Source organism: Anoxybacillus andreesenii, from assembly GCF_030813005.1.
GTDB lineage: Bacteria > Bacillota > Bacilli > Bacillales > Cytobacillaceae > Robertmurraya > Robertmurraya andreesenii.
Window position 1 is genome coordinate 33,356 of record NZ_JAUSTU010000006.1, and the last position, 21,103, is coordinate 54,458.

The 21,103-nt window shown below is 40.1% G+C and carries 21 protein-coding genes; 13 read left to right on the forward strand and 8 right to left on the reverse strand.

Translation table 11 applies throughout. From position 1 onward, the window contains the following. Positions 1 to 257 precede the first annotated feature (257 nt). From J2S07_RS22060 to sufB, 6 genes are all read left to right on the forward strand, one after another. Positions 258 to 407, forward strand: a complete 150-nt coding sequence (locus J2S07_RS22060; protein WP_510182026.1) for a YuzK family famiily protein — start codon at positions 258 to 260, stop codon at positions 405 to 407. A gap of 355 nt (positions 408 to 762) precedes the next feature. Further along, entirely contained in the window at positions 763 to 1,548 is a 786-nt protein-coding gene (gene sufC / locus J2S07_RS07775; RefSeq protein ID WP_307149858.1) for a Fe-S cluster assembly ATPase SufC, read from the forward strand. 17 nt (positions 1,549 to 1,565) lie between these two features. Next, positions 1,566 to 2,876 carry a Fe-S cluster assembly protein SufD gene (gene sufD / locus J2S07_RS07780; RefSeq protein WP_307149859.1) on the forward strand — a complete coding sequence of 437 codons (1,311 nt, stop codon included), beginning with the start codon at positions 1,566 to 1,568 and terminating at the stop codon, positions 2,874 to 2,876. After that, positions 2,876 to 4,105: a cysteine desulfurase gene (locus J2S07_RS07785; protein WP_307149860.1), complete on the forward strand. Its 1,230-nt coding sequence runs from the start codon at positions 2,876 to 2,878 to the stop codon at positions 4,103 to 4,105. Before sufD ends, J2S07_RS07785 begins: the two co-directional genes overlap by 1 nt. Beyond that, the gene (gene sufU / locus J2S07_RS07790) at positions 4,095 to 4,529 is read left to right on the forward strand and encodes a Fe-S cluster assembly sulfur transfer protein SufU (protein ID WP_307149861.1); all 435 of its coding nucleotides are present in this window, start codon (positions 4,095 to 4,097) and stop codon (positions 4,527 to 4,529) included. The genes J2S07_RS07785 and sufU overlap by 11 nt, the downstream gene beginning before the upstream one ends. A 33-nt stretch (positions 4,530 to 4,562) precedes the next feature. After that, positions 4,563 to 5,960 carry a Fe-S cluster assembly protein SufB gene (gene sufB / locus J2S07_RS07795; protein WP_307149862.1) on the forward strand — a complete coding sequence of 466 codons (1,398 nt, stop codon included), beginning with the start codon at positions 4,563 to 4,565 and terminating at the stop codon, positions 5,958 to 5,960. A gap of 134 nt (positions 5,961 to 6,094) precedes the next feature. Here sufB and J2S07_RS07800 read toward each other — a convergent pair whose 3' ends face one another. Further along, on the reverse strand, positions 6,095 to 7,342 hold the full coding sequence (locus J2S07_RS07800) for a hypothetical protein (RefSeq protein ID WP_307149863.1): 1,248 nt from the start codon (positions 7,340 to 7,342) through the stop codon (positions 6,095 to 6,097). A gap of 198 nt (positions 7,343 to 7,540) precedes the next feature. Between J2S07_RS07800 and J2S07_RS07805 the strand changes: the two genes are divergently transcribed. The 6 genes from J2S07_RS07805 (at position 7,541) to yunB (ending at position 13,195) form a co-directional block, all read left to right on the forward strand. Continuing rightward, complete coding sequence (locus J2S07_RS07805) at positions 7,541 to 8,020, forward strand: PTS sugar transporter subunit IIA (RefSeq protein WP_307149864.1); 480 nt, start codon at positions 7,541 to 7,543, stop codon at positions 8,018 to 8,020. A 277-nt stretch (positions 8,021 to 8,297) separates the two neighbouring features. Continuing rightward, positions 8,298 to 9,740, forward strand: a complete 1,443-nt coding sequence (nagE, locus tag J2S07_RS07810) for an N-acetylglucosamine-specific PTS transporter subunit IIBC (RefSeq protein WP_307150014.1) — start codon at positions 8,298 to 8,300, stop codon at positions 9,738 to 9,740. Positions 9,741 to 9,843: 103 nt separating this feature from the next. Further along, the gene (locus J2S07_RS07815) at positions 9,844 to 10,689 is read left to right on the forward strand and encodes a DUF72 domain-containing protein (protein ID WP_307149865.1); all 846 of its coding nucleotides are present in this window, start codon (positions 9,844 to 9,846) and stop codon (positions 10,687 to 10,689) included. Positions 10,690 to 10,791: 102 nt separating this feature from the next. Continuing rightward, a complete protein-coding gene (locus tag J2S07_RS07820; protein WP_307149866.1) occupies positions 10,792 to 11,094 on the forward strand; it encodes a YunC family protein in 303 nt (100 codons plus the stop codon). Positions 11,095 to 11,292: 198 nt separating this feature from the next. After that, on the forward strand, positions 11,293 to 12,399 hold the full coding sequence (locus J2S07_RS07825; protein WP_307149867.1) for an HD-GYP domain-containing protein: 1,107 nt from the start codon (positions 11,293 to 11,295) through the stop codon (positions 12,397 to 12,399). A 52-nt stretch (positions 12,400 to 12,451) separates the two neighbouring features. Then, on the forward strand, positions 12,452 to 13,195 hold the full coding sequence (gene yunB / locus J2S07_RS07830; RefSeq protein WP_307149868.1) for a sporulation protein YunB: 744 nt from the start codon (positions 12,452 to 12,454) through the stop codon (positions 13,193 to 13,195). Positions 13,196 to 13,242: 47 nt separating this feature from the next. On the opposite strand, the gene J2S07_RS07835 is transcribed toward yunB, so the two are convergent. The 6 genes from J2S07_RS07835 to J2S07_RS07860 all read right to left on the reverse strand — a co-directional run bounded on the left by J2S07_RS07835 (position 13,243) and on the right by J2S07_RS07860 (position 19,072). Further along, complete coding sequence (locus J2S07_RS07835) at positions 13,243 to 13,950, reverse strand: ABC transporter ATP-binding protein (RefSeq protein ID WP_307149869.1); 708 nt, start codon at positions 13,948 to 13,950, stop codon at positions 13,243 to 13,245. Then, entirely contained in the window at positions 13,937 to 14,731 is a 795-nt protein-coding gene (locus J2S07_RS07840; RefSeq protein ID WP_307149870.1) for an ABC transporter ATP-binding protein, read from the reverse strand. The genes J2S07_RS07835 and J2S07_RS07840 overlap by 14 nt, the downstream gene beginning before the upstream one ends. Next, the gene (locus J2S07_RS07845; protein ID WP_307149871.1) at positions 14,700 to 15,671 is read right to left on the reverse strand and encodes a branched-chain amino acid ABC transporter permease; all 972 of its coding nucleotides are present in this window, start codon (positions 15,669 to 15,671) and stop codon (positions 14,700 to 14,702) included. Before J2S07_RS07845 ends, J2S07_RS07840 begins: the two co-directional genes overlap by 32 nt. A 12-nt stretch (positions 15,672 to 15,683) precedes the next feature. Continuing rightward, positions 15,684 to 16,559 carry a branched-chain amino acid ABC transporter permease gene (locus J2S07_RS07850; protein WP_307149872.1) on the reverse strand — a complete coding sequence of 292 codons (876 nt, stop codon included), beginning with the start codon at positions 16,557 to 16,559 and terminating at the stop codon, positions 15,684 to 15,686. Between the two features lie 103 nt (positions 16,560 to 16,662). Next, positions 16,663 to 17,868 carry an ABC transporter substrate-binding protein gene (locus tag J2S07_RS07855; RefSeq protein ID WP_307149873.1) on the reverse strand — a complete coding sequence of 402 codons (1,206 nt, stop codon included), beginning with the start codon at positions 17,866 to 17,868 and terminating at the stop codon, positions 16,663 to 16,665. A gap of 265 nt (positions 17,869 to 18,133) precedes the next feature. Beyond that, on the reverse strand, positions 18,134 to 19,072 hold the full coding sequence (locus tag J2S07_RS07860) for a M23 family metallopeptidase (protein ID WP_307150015.1): 939 nt from the start codon (positions 19,070 to 19,072) through the stop codon (positions 18,134 to 18,136). A 387-nt stretch (positions 19,073 to 19,459) separates the two neighbouring features. On the opposite strand from J2S07_RS07860, the gene lipA reads away from it, so the two are divergent. After that, positions 19,460 to 20,377 (forward strand): lipoyl synthase, encoded by a 918-nt coding sequence (gene lipA, locus J2S07_RS07865; protein WP_307149874.1) that lies wholly within the window; start codon positions 19,460 to 19,462, stop codon positions 20,375 to 20,377. A 45-nt stretch (positions 20,378 to 20,422) separates the two neighbouring features. On the opposite strand, the gene J2S07_RS07870 is transcribed toward lipA, so the two are convergent. Then, positions 20,423 to 21,037 (reverse strand): YhcN/YlaJ family sporulation lipoprotein, encoded by a 615-nt coding sequence (locus J2S07_RS07870; RefSeq protein ID WP_307149875.1) that lies wholly within the window; start codon positions 21,035 to 21,037, stop codon positions 20,423 to 20,425. Between the last annotated feature and the right edge of the window lie 66 nt (positions 21,038 to 21,103).

Consider the following 21,103-nt stretch of genomic DNA (forward strand, 5'->3'; position numbering starts at 1 on the left):
GTATCCGAGCTGGATACCTTTTTTACTTCAATTGAAAGGAAACCACACCAATTCTAAGAAAGCTAAAGCAATCATCATCCTATAGCTCCTCATCGCTGAGTACATCCAAATAACTGAAAAAATCAGCATTGAGTAACAGAAAATACTCTGCTAACATAGGGAAGGTAAATGATGCTGCTTTTGGAATGACAAATTGAAAGGAATGGTTCATTATCAACCCATTAAAATTGAACTACACAGCTGAGATGGACAAAGCGATGCAGGGTGCACATAAGATTAATTATGAGGTATACTCCAGAAAGCATGAAGCAAGGATGCGAGTGGAAAGAAGACGAGAGAAAAATCATATTGAATGCCAACGATTGGCAAGTGACGTATATAGAAACATTTTGTACAGAAGTATATAATAAGGAAGTTAGGAGAAACCGGTGTTTTAATACACTGGTTTCTTCATTTGAAAGATTTAAATGATTTCTATTCTCAATTAGAGTCTATATACATACAAAAATTGGTTAGGGAGAAAATATATTAACCAAGCAATTCTAATCTTACATATAAGATTGAGAGTATCTTTAAACGCTGAGAAATAAATAATCGTGGGAAGGAAGGAAACGGATTACTATTTATTTCAAAATGATTTAACACTGCATAAGAGTTGCTAACACTTTTCATTTGTTATAAGATTGTAATGAGAATAGAATGAGAATAGAAATTGGCTTAAGCCAAAGGAAGAACTTTCATTTCATATACGGAGGTAATATCATGGCAGGATCAACTTTAACAATTAAAGACCTTCATGTTTCTATTGAAGGGAAAGAAATATTAAAAGGAGTTAACCTTGAAGTAAAAGGTGGAGAAATTCACGCAATCATGGGACCGAATGGTACTGGAAAATCAACATTATCTTCAGCGATCATGGGACACCCTAAGTATGAGGTTACGGGGGGCAGCATTACACTAGACGGTGAGGACGTTCTAGAAATGGAAGTTGATGAACGTGCTCGTGCAGGTCTATTTTTAGCAATGCAATATCCAAGTGAGATCAGTGGAGTAACAAACGCAGATTTCCTACGTTCTGCTATTAATAGCCGCCGTGAGGAAGGCGATGAAGTTTCATTAATGAAATTCATCCGTAACATGGATTCAAAAATGGAATTATTAGAAATGGATCCAGATATGGCTCAACGTTATTTAAATGAGGGCTTCTCTGGTGGAGAGAAAAAGCGTAACGAAATCCTTCAATTAATGATGATTGAACCTAAGATTGCGATTTTAGACGAAATTGACTCTGGTCTTGATATTGATGCATTAAAGGTTGTATCAAAGGGAATCAATGAAATGCGTAGCGACAGCTTTGGCTGCTTAATCATTACTCACTACCAACGTTTACTTAATTATATTACTCCTGACCATGTCCATGTCATGATGCAAGGTCGTATTGTAAAATCTGGTGGACCAGAGCTTGCACAGCGCCTAGAAGCGGAAGGATACGACTGGATTAAGAAAGAATTAGGCATTGAAGACGAAACAGTTGGGCAAGAAGCATAAGTGTTAGGAGGATCAAAATGACAACCGAAATTAAATTACCATTTGATAAGGAGTACGTATCCTCTTTTTCAAAAGAGATGGGCGAGCCTGAATGGCTAACGACTCTTCGTCTAGAAGCATTAGAGATGGCGGATACACTTCCTCTACCTAAGCCAGATAAAACAAAAATTGATAAATGGAATTTTACTCAATTTGATAAGCATATTGTAAAGAGCACCGATTTTGCTTCCTTAAATGATCTTCCTGAGGACGTCAAGGCATTGGTGGCTGTGGACGCTGGTGAACAAAACTTATATATTCAACGAAATAACCGTCCATCTATCCTATCAGTTTCTCAAGAACTGAAGGAAAAAGGCGTCATTTTTGTCGATATTTTCACCGCTGCAAGAGAGCACGGAGACCTCCTTCAGAAGTATTTCATGAAGGACGGTGTGAAGGTGGATGAAAACAAGCTAACAGCCCTTCATGCCGCATTATTAAACGGAGGAGTATTCCTATACGTTCCGAAAAATGTTGAACTCACTTCTCCTGTTCAAGCCGTGTTTCTTCACGATGAAGTTGAGGCAAATATGTTCAACCATGTGCTTGTTGTTGCCGAGGATAATAGCTCCGTCACCTATGTGGAGAACTATATCTCAACGGTTGAAGCCTCTGATGGGATCTTTAACATTGTGACAGAGGTATTAGCCGGTACCAATGCAAGAGTACAGTATGGTGCGGTTGATACGTTAGCAAAAGGAACAACGACGTACGTAAATCGTCGTGGTGTTGCTAGAAGAGATGCTCGAATTGAATGGGCGCTTGGCTTAATGAATGATGGAAATACCATTTCTGAAAATACGACAAATCTGATTGGCGATGGATCTGTTGGAGATACAAAGACTGTTGTTGTTGGTCGTGGAGAGCAGACTCAAAACTTCACAACAAAAGTAGTTCATTTTGGAAAGAACTCTGAGGGTCATATTTTAAAGCACGGTGTCATGAAGGATAAGGCAAGCTCCATTTTTAATGGAATTGGAAAAATTGAGCATGGTGCAACAAAGTCAAATGCACAGCAGGAATCTCGTGTTCTCATGTTAAGTGAAGGGGCGCGAGGGGATGCCAACCCAATTCTATTAATTGATGAAGATGACGTAATGGCAGGACATGCCGCATCTGTTGGCCGTGTTGATCCACTACAGCTCTACTATATTATGAGTAGAGGAATCTCAAAAACAGAAGCAGAAAGATTAATCATTCATGGATTCTTAGCCCCTGTGGTGAATGAGTTACCAATTGAAGGAGTTAAGAATCAACTTCGTGAAGTGATTGAAAGGAAAGTAAAATAATGAATGCAGCGGATGTTCGTTCATATTTTCCAATATTAAATCAGGAAGTCAATGGGAACCCTCTTGTCTATTTAGATAGCGCTGCTACTTCACAAAAACCGGTGCAGGTGATAGAGGCTCTTGATAAATATTATCGTGAGTACAATTCAAATGTGCATCGTGGCGTGCATACGCTAGGAACAAGAGCTACAGACGGATACGAGGGTGCAAGGGAAAAGGTTAGAAAGTTCATTAATGCGAAATCAACACAAGAAATTATTTTTACAAGGGGCACGACGACTGCTTTAAATACGGTCGCTGTAAGCTATGGTCGAGCCAATCTGTCAGAGGGCGATGAAATTGCGATCACCTATATGGAGCATCATAGCAATATTATCCCATGGCAGCAGCTGGCAAAGGCGACGGGTGCAACCTTAAAATATATACCGCTACAAGAGGATGGCACGGTTTCTTTGGAGGATGTCAAGGAAATTGTGAACTCCAATACAAAAATTGTTTCCATGACTATGGTATCGAACGTATTGGGTGTGATTAATCCGATTAAGGAAGTCGCACAAATTGCTCATGCAAATGGAGCTATTCTTGTTGTCGATGGGGCACAAGCAGCTCCACATATGAAAATCGACGTTCAGGACTTAGATTGTGATTTCCTTGGATTCTCTGCTCACAAAATGTGTGGACCAACAGGAATCGGAGTTCTTTATGGCAAGAAATCATTGCTTGAAAATATGGAGCCAATTGAATTTGGTGGAGAAATGATCGATTTTGTCGACCTTTATGACTCAACATGGAAGGAGCTTCCTTGGAAATTTGAAGGTGGAACTCCGATCATTGCTGGTGCGATTGGACTAGGGGCTGCGATCGACTTTTTAACTGAAATTGGTCTTGACCAAATTCAAGCACATGAGCACCGTCTTGCTGCATATGCATTAGAGAGGATGTCTGAGGTCGAAGGAATGAAGATTTATGGACCAATGGACGCTTCCAAACGAGCAGGTCTTGTTACCTTCAATCTTGCAGACGTTCATCCCCATGATGTAGCAACTGTTTTGGATGCGGAAGGAATTGCTATACGAGCCGGACACCATTGTGCTCAAGTATTGATGAAATGGCTGAAGGCCTCTGCAACCGCACGTGCGAGCTTCTACCTGTATAACACAGAGGAAGAAATTGATAAGCTTGTAGCGGGACTCGTCAAAACAAAGGAGTATTTTTCGGATGTCTTCTAATAACCTAGATCAACTTTACCGACAAGTAATCATGGATCATTACAAAAATCCTCGTAACAAAGGTGTATTAGAGGATGGTAGCTTAACGATAAATATGAACAACCCAACCTGTGGAGATCGAATACAGCTAACTTTGAGAGTGGAAGATGGCAAGGTCATCGATGCCAAGTTTGAAGGGGAAGGCTGCTCCATTTCGATGTCATCTGCTTCGATGATGACACAAGCAATTAAAGGGAAAACGACTGAGGATGCGATCAAGCTGTCGAAAATTTTCTCCAATATGATGCTTGGGAATGAGTATGATGACGATATCGATCTTGGGGATATTGAAGCGCTTCAGGGTGTAGCTAAGTTTCCAGCACGAATTAAGTGTGCAACACTTGCGTGGAAGGCGATGGAAAAAGGTCTCAATGAAGATAAGTAAAGTAGATTTCTACTATGAAGGAGGAAGACGACGATGGCAAAAAAGGCGCCTGAGATCGGCGATTACAAATATGGCTTTCATGATAAAGACGTCTCTATTTTCCGCTCTAAACGTGGTCTGACACGGGAAATTGTTGAAGAAATTTCAAAAATGAAGGAAGAGCCTCAGTGGATGCTTGATTTCCGTTTGAAATCATTGGAGCATTTTTACAACATGCCAATGCCGCAATGGGGTGGAGATCTAAATTCCTTGAACTTTGATGAGATTACGTATTATGTAAAGCCATCAGAGAAAACAGAACGTTCATGGGATGAGGTTCCTGAAGAAATCAAACAAACATTTGATAAGCTTGGAATCCCAGAGGCAGAACAAAAATATCTTGCAGGGGTATCCGCTCAGTATGAATCTGAGGTTGTGTACCACAACATGCAAGAGGACTTAGAGAAGCTCGGAATCGTCTTCAAGGATACAGACTCTGCGTTAAGAGAGAATGAAGACCTATTCCGTGAGCATTGGGCAAAGGTAATCCCACCAACAGATAACAAATTTGCAGCTCTTAACTCTGCAGTTTGGTCTGGTGGATCGTTCATTTACGTTCCAAAGGGAGTAAAGGTGGAGACTCCTTTACAAGCCTATTTCCGTATCAACTCTGAAAATATGGGACAGTTCGAACGTACGCTTATTATCGTAGACGAAGGGGCACATGTTCACTATGTAGAAGGATGTACAGCACCTGTCTACACAACGAATTCCCTTCATAGTGCGGTTGTTGAAATCATTATCAAAAAAGATGCCTACTGCCGCTATACAACGATTCAAAACTGGGCGAACAACGTCTATAACCTAGTTACAAAGCGTGCGGTTTGTGAAGAAAATGCAACAATGGAATGGATCGACGGCAACATCGGTTCGAAATTAACGATGAAATATCCAGCGGTTATCCTTAAAGGAGAAGGCGCTCGTGGCATGACGCTTTCCATTGCCCTTGCTGGTAAAGGCCAGCATCAGGATGCTGGTTCTAAAATGATTCATTTAGCACCAAACACTTCTTCAACGATTGTCTCAAAATCAATCTCTAAGCATGGTGGTAATGTAACCTACCGTGGTAAAGTTCATTTTGGACGTAAAGCTGAGGGAGCACGTTCTAATATTGAGTGTGATACACTCATTATGGATAACTTATCGAAATCTGATACCATTCCATATAATGAAATCTTAAATGATAATATTTCTCTTGAGCATGAAGCGAAGGTATCTAAGGTTTCAGAAGAGCAATTGTTCTACCTCATGAGCCGCGGTATTTCCGAACAGGAAGCAACAGAAATGATCGTCATGGGCTTTATCGAGCCGTTTACAAAAGAGCTACCAATGGAATACGCTGTTGAGATGAACCGTTTGATCAAGTTCGAGATGGAAGGTTCAATTGGATAATTAATGATTAACCCTTGTTTATCAAGGGTTTTTCTTATTTTTGGCATGTGCTAAGTTTCGGTTCTTGGCAGAGGCAAACCTTTTGGATAAGATAAAAAGCAGCTACTATTATTTAGCTGCTTTTAAATGCGCTATTAAGTTTGATTTAATTCCGCTACTCCAAGAGCAAGTTGGTTCCAAAGAATGCTTTCTACATGGTCTTTCTGATGTTGCTCACATTCAACAATGAGAATAACTTCTGAATTTTTCCCCCTTAATATCCTCTGTTTCCTTTTAATCACCTTTTTCATAAATATATCAATGATAAAGCCTATAATGAATCCGCTCCCTGCTCCGAATAACCCCCAAATTATAGGACCCCATTCCATTGCAAATCCTCTGCTAGCTCCCACGGTTGAAAAGAGAAAAGCTAGTATCATTCCTTTTGATATAAGGGAAACCCCATCAGATTGATGAAGGTTATCAAAAATTTTCCGCTCTTCTATTCTGTTGTTTAAAGGAACAGCTAAAATGTTTTTAATACCGTGTTCCTCTAATTCTGTTATAGCCAATTCTAGATAGATTGAATGCTCGAAAGTAGCAAAAATTTGCATGTTATCCACCTTACTTACTTTCTTCAAATTAAAAATATAACTTTGATAATGACTTTTTAAATATTTTCTTTGCTCAGCTTCAAATAACTTATTATTTTCAACGGCGCTTACGTAGGAATCATAAATAGTAAAAAAATAGAAGGAAGGAAGATATAGAAGCCATTGTACATCCAAAATTTCATTTGATTCAACAAGATTTCCATTTAATAGATAGATGCATGCTTCAAGAAAATGTGAATAGTAAACAAAAATAGCAGTCCATATGAGAGTAAAGCCAGCGAGGATAATCCTATGAACATAAAGCTGTCCAATACTGGGAATAGTCATAGCCCAAAAGATAGCCATTAAAGGATTTCTTTTATCCAGATAATTAATTTCAAGAGCTCCTAATGAGAATGAATTAAACAGAGCGTCCTCTCTTTTGGCAAGGGTGTAAATATTATTCAAATCCACAGTAGTACGATAACTATCCCATATAGCAAAAAGATAAACAGGGATATACATTAACACCATTTTTAAATCTAATACTTCCTTTGCTGCTTCAAAGTTACCTGTGAATGAATAAACCATAGCTTGATTAAGCTTTATCACTTGGTTTATATAAACTTCCCATAAAAATAAAGAAAAAGCTCTAAAATATTTATTTAGTAGGAAGTGCCCAAACCCTGGGAATGCAACGGACCACATTGCGACGGTCCAAGGGTTCCTTAAATGGATCTGTGTGGTTCCAAAAATACTTACATGAGCTATATAGCGTCGTGCTTTGTTTGTATTTTGGAAATTATCCATGACTTTCCTCCGATAAACAGAATATATAGGTATTATTTGCCTATTACCTGTTTTTTACACCAAAGGAATATTGCTTATTAAACCGGTGTCTATCTTCATTTATTGAGAGGAAAAAATGTTATAATTAAAAGTGCTTAAAAACTGTTTTCAACGCTTTTTTTAAACATTAAGAATATCTACAGAGGAGGAGTTTTTTATATGTTTTCAAAACTATTTAAAAAGCAGCCACTACAGGTATATGCACCAGTGAAAGGTGAACTTGTTTCACTTGAAAAGGTTCCAGATCCCGTGTTCAGTGAAAAAATGATGGGTGAGGGTTTGGCAATCGTACCGTCAGAAGGAAGGATTAGTTCTCCGGTTGAAGGAACGATCATCCTTGTTGCCGATACAAAGCATGCAGTAGGGATTCAAGCTAATGATGGTACAGAGCTACTCATACACATCGGTTTGGAAACGGTCGCACTCGGTGGTGAAGGGTTTAACACTCATGTCAAAGCTGGAGATAAGGTTTCAGTAGGACAGCTGCTCATTGAAGTGGATTTGGCTTTTATCAGTGAACATGCTAAAAGCACTGTTACTCCGATTGTCGTCACCAATAGTCAGGATAGGACGATACAGTATATGGAAATTAACGGCTATGTTTCAGGTGAATCAATCATTATGTCCATAACAAAGTAATAGAATAAGAGTGAAAGGAGGTGAGTTCTTACACCGAAAAGAGTTTGGAGGTGATTTTCAGCAGACGGGAAGACATGCAACAATTATTCGAGACATAAGTCAATCGGCCTAAATATATCTGAATATTCAGATATGAATTGTATAGAAATAACCTTCCTGTTCAAGAACTTGGTTATATCACAATTTATATTGGAGTTTAATGAAAGCGTTAACAATCCAAAGGTATTATTTTTGTTCATAATATTTTTATAGTCTGAATGAGAGGAGCTGGGGAATGATGAAGAAGTATTTGCAGAGACTCGGTGGCTCATTGATGCTTCCGGTTGCTGTACTACCTGCAGCGGCTATTCTAATGGGGATTGGATATTGGATTGACCATGATGGCTGGGGTACGGGGAATGTGCTGGCCGCCTTTCTAATTAAGGCTGGCGCTTCAATCATTGAGCATATTCCCGTTTTATTTGCCGTTGGAGCGGCACTCGGCTTGGCTAAGGAAAGGGATGGATCTTCCGCATTGAGTGGATTGGTGGCCTTCCTGGTTGTTACGACGATGCTATCATCAGATACAGTGGCTTTGTTGCAAGGTGTGGATGTGGAAAGTGTAGATCCGGCCTTTGATAAGATTGATAATGCATTTATAGGCATCCTCTCCGGTATTGTTGCTTCATCCATGTATAATCGCTTTAGTCATGTGAAATTGCCAGATTTCCTCGCCTTCTTTAGTGGCAAGAGATTAGTGCCAATTATGTCAGCTGTCTCAATGCTTATTATTTCTGCCCCGCTGTTTTTTATCTGGCCATTTGTGTACGGGGCATTAGTATCCTTTGGGGAAGGAATTAGTAGTTTAGGAGCTACTGGAGCTGGACTCTATGGCTTCTTTAACCGACTCCTCATCCCAACGGGTCTGCATCATGCGCTTAATGCTGTATTCTGGTTCGATACGGTTGGCATTGATGATATCGGTAAGTTCTGGAGTAGTGAAGGAGTAAAAGGTGTTACAGGTATGTACCAGGCTGGATTCTTCCCAATTATGATGTTTGGTCTACCGGCAGCAGGACTTGCTATGTATCATACGGCTAAGACAAAGAGGAAAAAGCAAGTAGCTTCCTTAATGCTTGCAGCGGGTTTTGCTTCATTTTTCACAGGTGTTACAGAGCCATTTGAATTCTCCTTTATGTTCTTGGCTCCAGCCCTTTATTTTGTTCATGCTTTGTTAACAGGGTTATCTCTCTTTATCGCAGCTACTTTCCAATGGACGGCAGGCTTTGGCTTTAGTGCAGGGTTTATCGACTTTTTCTTAAGTCAGCGTATTCCAATTGCCAATATGCCGCTCATGCTTGTTCTTCAAGGTTTGGTGTTTGCTGTTATTTATTATGCCCTGTTCCGTTTCCTAATTACGAAATTTAATTTGAAGACTCCAGGACGTGGGGATGATGTAGAGGAAGACGCTCAAACGGAATCTAGCGGTGCTTCTAAATTTGCTGATCAAGCTAAGGAGATTTTTGTAGGCCTTGGTGGAGATGAAAATGTTCTATCCGTTGAACATTGTGCCACACGATTGCGGGTCGAAGTAAAAAGCATGGATCAAGTGGATCAAAAAAGAATTAAAGCTACAGGTGTTCATGGGATAAAATTGATTGGAGCAAATAGCATTCAAGTTATCGTAGGAACCAACGTCCAATTTGTTGCAGATGAAGTGAAAAAACTTCGCCGAAAGTAAAAAAACTCATAAATGAAGTGAACAACGATTACAAAAGGGTATATTCCTCAAAGAATATACCCTTTTGTAGTATAATCATAGTATTAATCTTCGAGGTGAAATGATGATTTACATCGGTTTAACAGGTTGGGGTGACCATGATAGCTTGTATCGTTCAGATACGCCTTCTCATGCCAAGCTGAGGGAATATGCAGCTTATTTTCCAACGGTAGAGGTCGACACATCCTTCTATGCGGTACAGCCAAAGAAAAACGCAGAAAAATGGATACGTGATACCCCAGAAGGCTTTCAATTTATTGTGAAGGCCTACCAAGGAATGACCGGCCATCAAAGAGGAGATATTCCATTTGAGAACCGAAAAGAAATGTTCTCGGCCTTTAAAGATTCCTTAGAACCTTATATAAAATCGAAAAAACTCGCCATGGTCTTGTTTCAGTTTCCACCATGGTTTGATTGTAAAAAAGAAAATGTTCAATATTTAAGATGGTGCAAGGCAGCAATGGGAGAGATTCCATGCGCATTAGAATTTCGTCACCAGTCCTGGTTTATGCCTGCCTTCTATGAAAAAACGCTCCAGTTCATGAAGGAAGAAGGTTGGATTCACAGTATTTGTGATGAGCCGCAGGCTGGAGCAGGCTCAATCCCCACTGTACTTAAGCCAACTAATAATGAGAAGGTACTCGTTCGGTTTCATGGCAGAAACGTACACGGGTGGCAGAAAAAGACCGGAGTGAACTGGCGAGAGGTGCGTTATCTGTATCGTTATAATAAGGATGAATTAATGGAATGGGTTACCCGAGTGAATGAACTTCAAAAGGAGTGCAAGGATGTATATGTCGTCTTCAATAATAACTCGGGCGGAGATGCAGCAGATAATGGAAGGCAGTTCATTGATTTATTGAACATTGAATATACAAACTTAGCCCCAAGGCAATTAGATTTGTTTTGAGAATGGAATGAAATTAGTAACAACAACCAAAATTCCTCGTCCTTTACACGCTTTTCCCATTCCCTACATAGAATATTAGCGAGTGGAAGGGAGCGTTCTAGAATGATTGATTTATCACCGATTGACATAAATGGTCATACTTTTCTAAGCGTTTCGGTTGCCCTGCCTAAAACAAACTTGCTTGTTGTGACAAGTGATAAAGGATATATCATGTGTGGGGCCCTGGATGTGTCCTTACTGAACGATAAACTGAAGGATAGGAAAGTCATCGCAGGCAGGGCGGTTGGTGTCAAAACGATTGAACAATTGCTTGAGGCGCCTCTTGAATCAGTCACATATGAAGCAGAGGCAATTGGCATTCATAAAGGGATGACTGGAAAAGAAGCGATGCTAAAGATGATATAATGTGAAAAGCTCGTCAAATTGGCGAGCTTTGTCTAATTTTATCGAAAAAGGGACTATTGTCGGATGAAACGGGACGGACAATACATGTATTGTAGAATAAAATTCAATTATTCTAGGTTAACGTTAAAATGAAATATGATATATAAATAGACAGGGCTGTTTTGTACAAAGAACATTTTTTTGAAATGGGAGTTATTCATGAGATATGTAGCAACTGATACAGTAAAGCCAGGGACGATTCTAGCTAGGACAATATATAACGACAAAGGGCAAGTGTTGCTAAGTGAGGGTGTCGCACTAAAAGAAGAGTTATTGATGCGACTGCTTGAAATCGGGATTCCGTATATTTATGTAAAGGATGGGAAAACCGATGATATTTGCTATAAAGAGGTTGTTCCAAGAGCTTTAAAGACAAAGGCTATCAAATCGATTGAGGGGACTTTTCAACAAATCGATTTGGATAGCACGATACCGAGCGCAATAGTCATTGAGAAGGCTACCAAGAAATTTACTGCATTAGTTCGAGAACTACATTCGCAAATTAAGAATAATGAGGATTTATTATCTTTATTATCTGACGTATATACATATGATAATTATATTTTTACCCATTCCTTTAATGTGACGCTGTACTCATTAGCTATTGGAATGGAGCTAGGTCTTAGCGAAAAGGAATTGGAAACATTAGGGCTGGGAGCGGTTCTTCATGATGTCGGAAAAATGAAGATTCCAACCGAGATCCTATTTAAGCCCGGGAAACTAACAGAAGAAGAATTTGGTGAAATTAAGAAGCATCCGCAGGATGGATTTGATATTTTGCGAAATGTCCAGACCCTTTCCTTAATTGTGGCGCATTGTGCTTATCAGCATCATGAAAGACTTAATGGATCTGGATACCCAAGGAAGCTGAAGGGAAATGAAATCCACTATTTCGCAAAAATAATAGCGGTTGCCGATGTGTTTGATGCCGTTACCTCTGATCGAATCTATCGTGGGGCTATGCTTCCTCATAATGGTCTAGAAATTCTATTTGCAGGTGCAGGTCCCTTATTTGAAAGAGAGATTGTTCAGGCTTTTCGTCGAGCTGTGGCGATTTACCCGGTTGGCTTAACAGTTGAGCTTAGTGATGGTAGAAAAGGCGTCGTTTCAGCTCAAAATAGTCATATGAGTGACCGCCCCATCATTAGAGTGCTTGAGGAAAATGGCGAGGAAGTTACTCCATATGAACTGGATTTACTACAAGAAATTTCAGTGGTTATTACTGGCTGTGATACAACTTTTCACCAAAAAGATTCACGAAAATGAGATAGTCCCCCCTTTTGCAGCATACATATAGCATGTAAAGGGGGGATTTGTTTTGGCTAAATTTCGCGGTCGCTTACCGCGGAGAGGCCCGTTACCGTTTAGATATGTCTTTCTGTTAACTTTGGTTTTTTTTGTCATCTCCACAACAATCGGGCTATGGATCATCAATAAAGGCCTGAAGCCGACCCTAATGGATTATGCAGAATCGCAAACGGTACAAATTGCTTCTCTTGTTATTAACAGAGCTATTCTAGAAACAAAGGTTGATGACATTAATCATGTTATTACGAAGGATACGGAAACATCCCTGACTAATTTTGATACGGAGAAAATATACAAGAAGCTTGGTGAAACGACCCAATTAATCCTACATAACATCAAGATGGCTGAGGATGGAGATTTGGAGGAGCTCCAATCAATGGCAGATGTTGAGATTGATGTGGAGGAAACAAAAGAGGAAAAGGGCATTGTTTATTACGTTCCCCTTGGTCAGGCCACCAAAAATGCTTTGCTCGGAAATCTCGGTCCCAAAATACCCGTGCGTTTTAATGCCATTGGCCATATGGAATCTGATATTGAAACAGAATTTGAGGAGGTTGGCATTAATAACATTTATATTAAGGTCTTAATTAAACTAAAAGTAAGTGTTCAAATTATTATTCCTTTTGCGACGAAAGTAGCGAAATTAGAGCAGAAAATCCCGATTGCATTAGGAATCTTAGAAGGAGAAGTTCCCCAATTTTATAATAGTGGGGGAGAAGGGGGAGCACCTTCGATCGAATTACCAGTAGAGTAATCCACATCTGTAAAAACATGAAGAAAGGCTGTCACGGAGACAGCCTTTTATAATCCACCAAGATAAGCTTTTTTAATTTCTTCACTTGCCTGTAGTTCCTTTGCTGGTCCGGACACCATAACACTGCCAGTTTCAATCACATAAGCTCGACTCGCAATCGATAAAGCCATATGGGCATTTTGCTCAACTAATAAAATCGTTGTACCAGCATGATTAATTTCCTCGATAATGCGAAAAATTGTCTTAACCAAAAGTGGTGCTAGCCCCATGGATGGTTCATCGAGAAGAAGCAGCTTAGGCCTTGCCATAATTGCTCTTCCCATGGCAAGCATTTGCTGTTCACCGCCTGAAAGGGTTCCAGATAATTGCTTTCTTCGTTCAAGAAGTCGTGGGAAAAGCTCATATACTCGATCAAAATCTTCACGAATGCCTTTAGAATCCTTTCTTAAAAAGGCACCTAATTCGAGGTTCTCTTCCACGGTCATGTTGGCAAAGACGCGACGACCCTCTGGTACATGCGAAATACCAGCCTTCACGATACTCTGTGCCTGTTTGCCAGTAATGGTGTCTCCTAAATATTGAATCGTCCCTTTCTTCGGCTTAAGCAAGCCTGACAATGTCTTGAGAAGTGTGCTCTTTCCTGCTCCATTTGCTCCAATCAAGGTGACGATTTCTCCTTCATTCACTTCCAATGATACTTCCTTCAGTGCCTGGATATTTCCATAATAAACATCAATTTGATCAACCTTCAACATGACTTTCAGCGGCCTCCTCTCCCAAATAGGCTTCGATTACCTTCGGATGATTTCGAATTTCATTTGGAGATCCTTTTGCTATGAGTTGACCATGATCGAGTACATAGATTCGCTCACATATACCCATGACTAATTTCATATCATGCTCAATCAAAAGAATAGTCAAATTGAATCTTTCTCGAACAAATGCGATTAACTCCATGAGCTCTTGGGTTTCTTGCGGATTCATCCCAGCGGCTGGCTCATCAAGGAGCAGTAATTTTGGCCCAGCAGCTAAGGCTCTCGCAATTTCTAGCCTTCTTTGCATTCCATAGGGCAGATTTTTCGCCTTTTCATATAGGAAGGTATCCAGTTGAAAGATTTTTAGAAATTCGATTGATTTTTCCTCCATCTCTTTTTCTCCGGAAAAATGTGTAGGGAGGCGAAAAATCGAACTTAAGATCGAATGTTTGGCTAATGAATGATAGGCTACCTTTACATTATCTAAAACAGACAGTTCATTAAATAGACGAATGTTCTGGAAGGTTCGGCTAATTCCTCTTTGTGTTACTTGATAAGGAGCAAGTCCATTAAGGCGAATTCCCTCAAGCAAAATATCACCTTCAGTTGGTATATAAACACCTGTAAGCAGGTTAAAGCAGGTCGTTTTTCCGGCACCGTTTGGACCAATAAGACCAATTAGTTCCCCCTGATGAATTTCCATATTGAAATCTGAGACCGCCTTTAACCCTCCAAAGTTAATTCCAACATTATGAACTTTCAGTAAAGGACTTTGCTGCATCAGAGTTGCCTCCTTTCGAACCTTTCCATTTTCCGAAGAAATCGGTAATTTCGCGAGTTCCCATCAATCCCTGAGGTCTATAAAGCATGACGATTACTAGTACTAAACTGTATATAATCATACGTGTCTCAGGATAATTCTGAAGGAAGGTAGAGACGATGGTCAAAAATATCGCAGAGATTACAGAACCTGAGAGACTTCCTAATCCACCTAGAACAACAAAAATCAAAATATCAAAGGACTTCAAAAATCCAAAGTTTGATGGTTGGATAATATAGAAATTATGGGCGTATAATCCACCTGCAATTCCAGCAAAGAAGGAGCCAAGTGTAAAAGCTATCACTTTATAGTAAGTGGTGTTGATGCCCATTGCATCTGCGGCAATTTCGTTTTCACGAATGGAAATACATGCTCGTCCATGTCTAGAATTCGTAAAGTTTGTAATAACGGTAATCGTAATAAATAAGCAAACGAACGTATAGGTCCATGTAGTCAGGTGAGTGACCTGCATTCCAGCAGCTCCGCCCACATAATCAATATTCAGGAATATGATTCGAATGATTTCTGCAAATCCTAGAGTGGCAATTGCTAGATAATCACCCTTTAGGCGAAGGGTTGGAATTCCTACGATTAAACCAGCAAGAGCGGCAACAATTCCTCCAGCTACTAGTGCTATGGAAAGGGGAAGCTGCAGCTTCATGGTTAAAATGGCAGAGATATAAGCACCGACAGCTAGGAATCCAGCATGTCCAATGGAAAATTGTCCAGTAATTCCAATCACCAAATGCAGGCTTACAGCTAAAATAATATTAATCCCAATAAAAATAAGTGTATTTGAGTAATAGATATCTAACATTCCAGCACTGATGAGAAATTGAACAATACCATAGACAAAGACTGATAGAATAAGAAAAAACCAAAACCCTCTTACCTTTTTCATCGACTTCTTCACCTACACTTTCTCTCTAGTATTCTTTCCGAAGATGCCGGAAGGTCTAAATAACAAGATTAGGATCAGGATAATGAAGGCAGCCGCATCTCTCCAAAGGGAAAGGCCAATCGCACTGACAATCGTTTCGACAATCCCTAGCAACATTCCGCCAACCATGGCTCCAGGAATAATCCCGATTCCACCTAAGACAGCGGCAACGAAGGCTTTCACCCCAGGAATTACACCCATAAGCGGTTCGATCTTTGTATAGTACACACCAAAGAAGACGCCTGCAGCACCAGCTAAAGAGGAACCAATCGCAAAGGTGGCTGAAATGGTAGTGTTAACATTAATGCCCATTAACCGAGCGGCTTCCATGTCGTGGGAAACGGCACGCATTGCCTTCCCAATTTTCGTTTTGTGAACAATAAATTGCAAAATGATCATCAGAATGATGGAAACGGTAAGGATGAGAAGGGATTGACTACTCACTTGAACCCCAAAAATGTCAAATTTCTTGTTTGCTAGAACGTTTGGATATACTTCTACCTGTGCACCACGAGCATATATGACTGTGTATTGGATGAGTAGTGATACTCCGATAGCAGTAATTAGAGCTGCTATTCGAGTTGCATTTCGAAGTCTGCGATAGGCAATTCGTTCGATTAATACCCCAAAAATGGCGCAAGTGACCATGGAGAGAATTAATGCAGGAAAGAAGCCCAGTCCCCATCCAGCAATGGCATAAAAACCAACAAATGCACCGATCATAAATACTTCCCCGTGGGCAAAGTTAATAAGCTTAATAATTCCATATACCATCGTATAGCCTAATGCAATAAGCGCATAGATACTGCCGAGTGAAATTCCGTTGATTAATTGCTGAATCCACTCCATTCATTTCACTCCTTTTCAGCTAATTATTCGTTAATAATTGGATCCGTGTTTTATAAATGGGAAATGGGAGGAAACAGAACTCCCCCCATTTCTTTCGTTAATCTTAAGGATTAACTTTAGATTTGAATTTTTGCTCTCCATCCACGTATTCTAATACTGTAGCTGACTTAGTTGGGTTGTGTAGTTCGTCAATTGTAATCGTTCCTGTAATAAGAGATAGATCCTTTGTTTCTGCTAGAGCATCCTTGATCTTTTCTGAATCAGATGTACTTCCAGCCCGCTTCATGGCATCGACTAATAGGTAAACAGAATCATAGCCTAGTGCGTTGAAGGCGTCAGGCTGTGCACCTTTATATTTATCAGAGAAAGCTTTTACGAACTTTTGAATTTTTTCATCTGGGTCACCAGAAGAATAGTGGTTTGTAATATAGGTGTTGTTTAGACTATCTGCTCCAGCAAGCTTAATAAGCGTTGGTGAATCCCAGCCATCCGCTCCCATTAATGGAACAGTAATCCCCATTTCCCGAGCCTGCTTAACAATTAGTCCAACTTCTTCATAGTATCCAGGGATAAAGATAAACTCTGGATTTTCCGATTTAAGAGATGTTAATGTAGAACGGAAATCTGTATCCTTTGCTACATAGGATTCAGAAGCGACAATTTTACCACCAGCGGCTTCAAATGTTTCCTTAAAGGCTGCAGCGAGACCCTTTGCATAATCACTTGCATTGTCTGCATAGATTGCGGCATTTTTGATACCTAGCTCAATTGCAAAGTTAGCCGCAACCTTTCCTTGGAAGGAATCAATAAATGATGTACGGAAAATATAATCCATCACTTTTTTATCTTTTCCTAATGTTAAATCATCGGCCGTACCAGATGGAGTAATCAGTACCGTTTTGTTGTCATTGGCAAATTGGGTTTGTGCCTTTGAATTTCCACTTGTAGCAGCGCCGATGATGGCTGTGACCTTATCCTTTGTGATCAGCTTGATGGCTGCATTTGTTGCTTCTGCTGCATCTGACTTATTGTCGACTTTAACTAGCTCCAGCTCTTTACCATCCACACCACCAGCTGCATTGATTTCTTCAATAGCAAGGTCAATTCCTTCTGCAATACCCTGTCCATATGAAGCAACAGTACCGGAAAGCTCCAAGTTAGCTCCGATCTTAATGGTGTCGCCTCCTCCACTAGATGAACCACCTGAGCTGTCACCGCCGCTAGATGTCTTGCCTCCGCCCGAACATCCAGCTAATACACCTGCAAAGAGCATAGCCGTCATCATTAGCATTGAAAATTTTTTCTTCATTTAGAAAAACTCCCCCTCTTTTGTTTTACTATTCTGAAATTTGGTGATAGAAATAATATCTACCATGAAAATAGTAGATTATTAATTATTGCAGAATAGAAAAATAATTATAAATATTTTGTATATAACAGTATTTTAGATCAATCCCTCCCTTTAGTCTATATAATTTTTTGTTTATTGATATATTTCTGAATAATAGATATATATTCGGTCACATCATAAAAAAGGACTACTTCTTTAGTAGCCCTTAGCAGAGTAAACGGTTTTATTTTTTTCTGGATTTCTGTCTTTCCTGTCTTTCCCACAGCCGTAAATGTGGATAGGGATCATAGGACCATTCTGTATAACCATTGTCTTTGTAGATACCGTAATGAAGATGGGGCGGGAATTTGCCTGATGTTCCTGGTGGCCCATAGCCAGAGCTGCCGACACCACCTATTAACATCCCTGGTTCTACAATTTGACCAAGCTTAAGGTCCTTCGCAAACCCGCTCAAGTGGGCAAAATAATGATAATTATTATTGATGTCTCTGATCCCGATTCTCCAGCCACCATAACGGTTCCAGCCTTTCATTTCCACAATGCCGTAGGAGGTTGCTTTAACAGGCACTCCATATCCTGCAAAAATATCCGTGCCCTCATGAATTCTTCTTCCACCCCAGCCTCTTGCATCGCCCCATGTATTTCGATAGCTGTAATTGCTTCTTAAAGGAAGTGGAAAGGCATGGTCATCGAGATTAATTCTGCCAAAGTGCTTGTAGATTTTTGCTTTATCGATAATAATGCCTACGGATTTGTCTCTTTTATAGTAATCCCAGAGACCGATTTTGATATTATCATGATCGATTCCATAGGTGAGAAGATACTGAGCAAAAGCGTGCAGCACGTCCTCATCGTCATCCAAATCTGCCTTGCCGTCCCCGTTGCCATCAAATCCAATCCCCCCGAAAAAATGGATCGAGGTTGGATTCGTATCTTCAAGATTTGGATTCAATAATCCGACCCACTCTTCAGGTTTAAAGTAAATGCCCGTTATTCCTTTAGCCTTAGGCAAATCACGTCGTGAAGAGCGGATATTTCGTTCATATTGATCGACAGCAGCTAAATAGTACCAGGGGATATTTGTGACCGCTTCGACCCTTTTATACAACGTCATTCTTTGCTCGTAAATATCTGTCTTATCTTCGCTTGCATAGGCCGGCATGGCTTTGAAAATTAGGAAAAGAATGATGGTAGATAACAATAATAGAAAATGCCGCACATGAATCCTCCCCTAAATATTTTTCACATTCATTAGTTTGTGACAATCTATGGAAAACATAAATATAAAAAATTGGAAATGATAGGGGAGAGGCTCAAGTGCTTGTCGGTGACATTTCAATTATGATAAAGTGACATAGGTGGATAGATACATACTTTTGAAAAAACTTATATGGCATAACGAACACAATCTTGAGTAAACAGGCGATGTGACTTCCTGGAGGAGCCTTTCTTGCGAATGCAAGACCAGCGAGGGAAGGAATGTCACATCGCTGTTGTGCGAGTTATCCCATATTAGAAAAACACTAATCATTAAGGGATGGTGTAGAGAATGAGTAAGGATCAAGAAGTATTACGTAAACCCGAGTGGTTGAAAATAAAGCTCAATACGAATGAAAATTATAAGGACTTGAAGAAGATGATGCGTACGAGCAGTCTTCATACGGTTTGCGAGGAAGCAAGATGTCCTAATATTCACGAATGCTGGGCTGTAAGAAGGACAGCTACCTTTATGATTCTAGGGGATACCTGTACAAGAGCCTGCCGATTTTGTGCAGTAAAGACGGGTTTACCAACAGAATTAGACTGGCAGGAGCCGGAAAGAGTGGCGGATTCAGTTGTCCAAATGAATCTCAAGCATGTGGTCGTAACGGCCGTTGCTCGAGATGATTTAAAGGATGGAGGTTCAGCTGTATTTGCTGAGACGGTGCGAGCGATTAGAAGAAAGAATCCTTTTACAAGTATTGAGGTATTGCCATCTGATATGGGTGGGATTTATGAAAATCTAGAGGCATTAATGAATGCGAAGCCCGATATTCTAAACCACAATATTGAAACCGTAAGAAGACTGACCCCGAGAGTCCGCGCTCGGGCAACCTATGAGCGTTCCTTAGAATTTTTGCGACGTGCGAAGGAGATAAATCCTAATATTCCAACTAAATCAAGCTTGATGATTGGACTAGGTGAAACGAAAGAAGAAATTCTGGAGACGATGGATGATCTAAGAGCAAATCAAGTGGATATTATGACGATTGGACAATACCTGCAGCCAACAAAAAAACATCTTCCCGTCGTTAAATATTATCATCCCGATGAGTTCCAGGAGTTTAAGGAAATCGCTTTGAAAAAAGGCTTTAGTCATTGTGAAGCGGGTCCTTTAGTACGCTCTTCCTATCATGCGGATGAACAGGTGAACGAAGCAACAAAGCGCAAGCAAATGCTAGCAGATGAAAAAGCAAAAGAGGCATAAACCAAGAAGAAGTTCAGGCATTTAAGCCGAACTTCTTTTTTGACATTATTGTCGATTTAAATCCTCTCTTGTTTCACCATTTTCATTTTCACCATTGTTCATTTTCTTCCCTTGAGGCGATTTTTTCATTTCTTTAATGAGCTTATTTAGAGCAGACTCATGCTTCGGGTTGTTCGATCGCATCGTTGAATAGCTCTCCACATTTTTTCTAAGATTTGTGTTATCACTTACATAGACATGATAGGAACGAGGAACAAGAGACATGGCCGTTCTCTTCACCTGATCAGCAGTGAAATCACGATCGCCCGTTTCGGTATGATATACAATCAACACTTCTTCATCCGTTACTAAGGTTGACACGTCATCTACATTTGGGAGAGCCGTACAAAGCCTGCTGATGGTGTCTGCTACCTTTTCCCGATCAAAAACAGAGGGATCGATGGACATGTCTGTTCCCCTAATGGGACTTTTTTGATGACGAACATATCCGAAGTCAGTCGAACTCCTTTGATGCTTCTCGTTATAAATATCTGAGCGCTGGTTGTTGACATTGATTGTGTTGCCACTCTTTTGATAAAGTCCTTCATCAGCCATATTATTGTTGCAAGCGGTCAAAAGATATAGACTAAGTAGACAAGTTGCGTAAATCATTTTTTTCATGATGTACACCTCCCAATGTTAGTATGAGCCAATCATCATTTTTTTCTCTTAGTAATTGATGGGGAA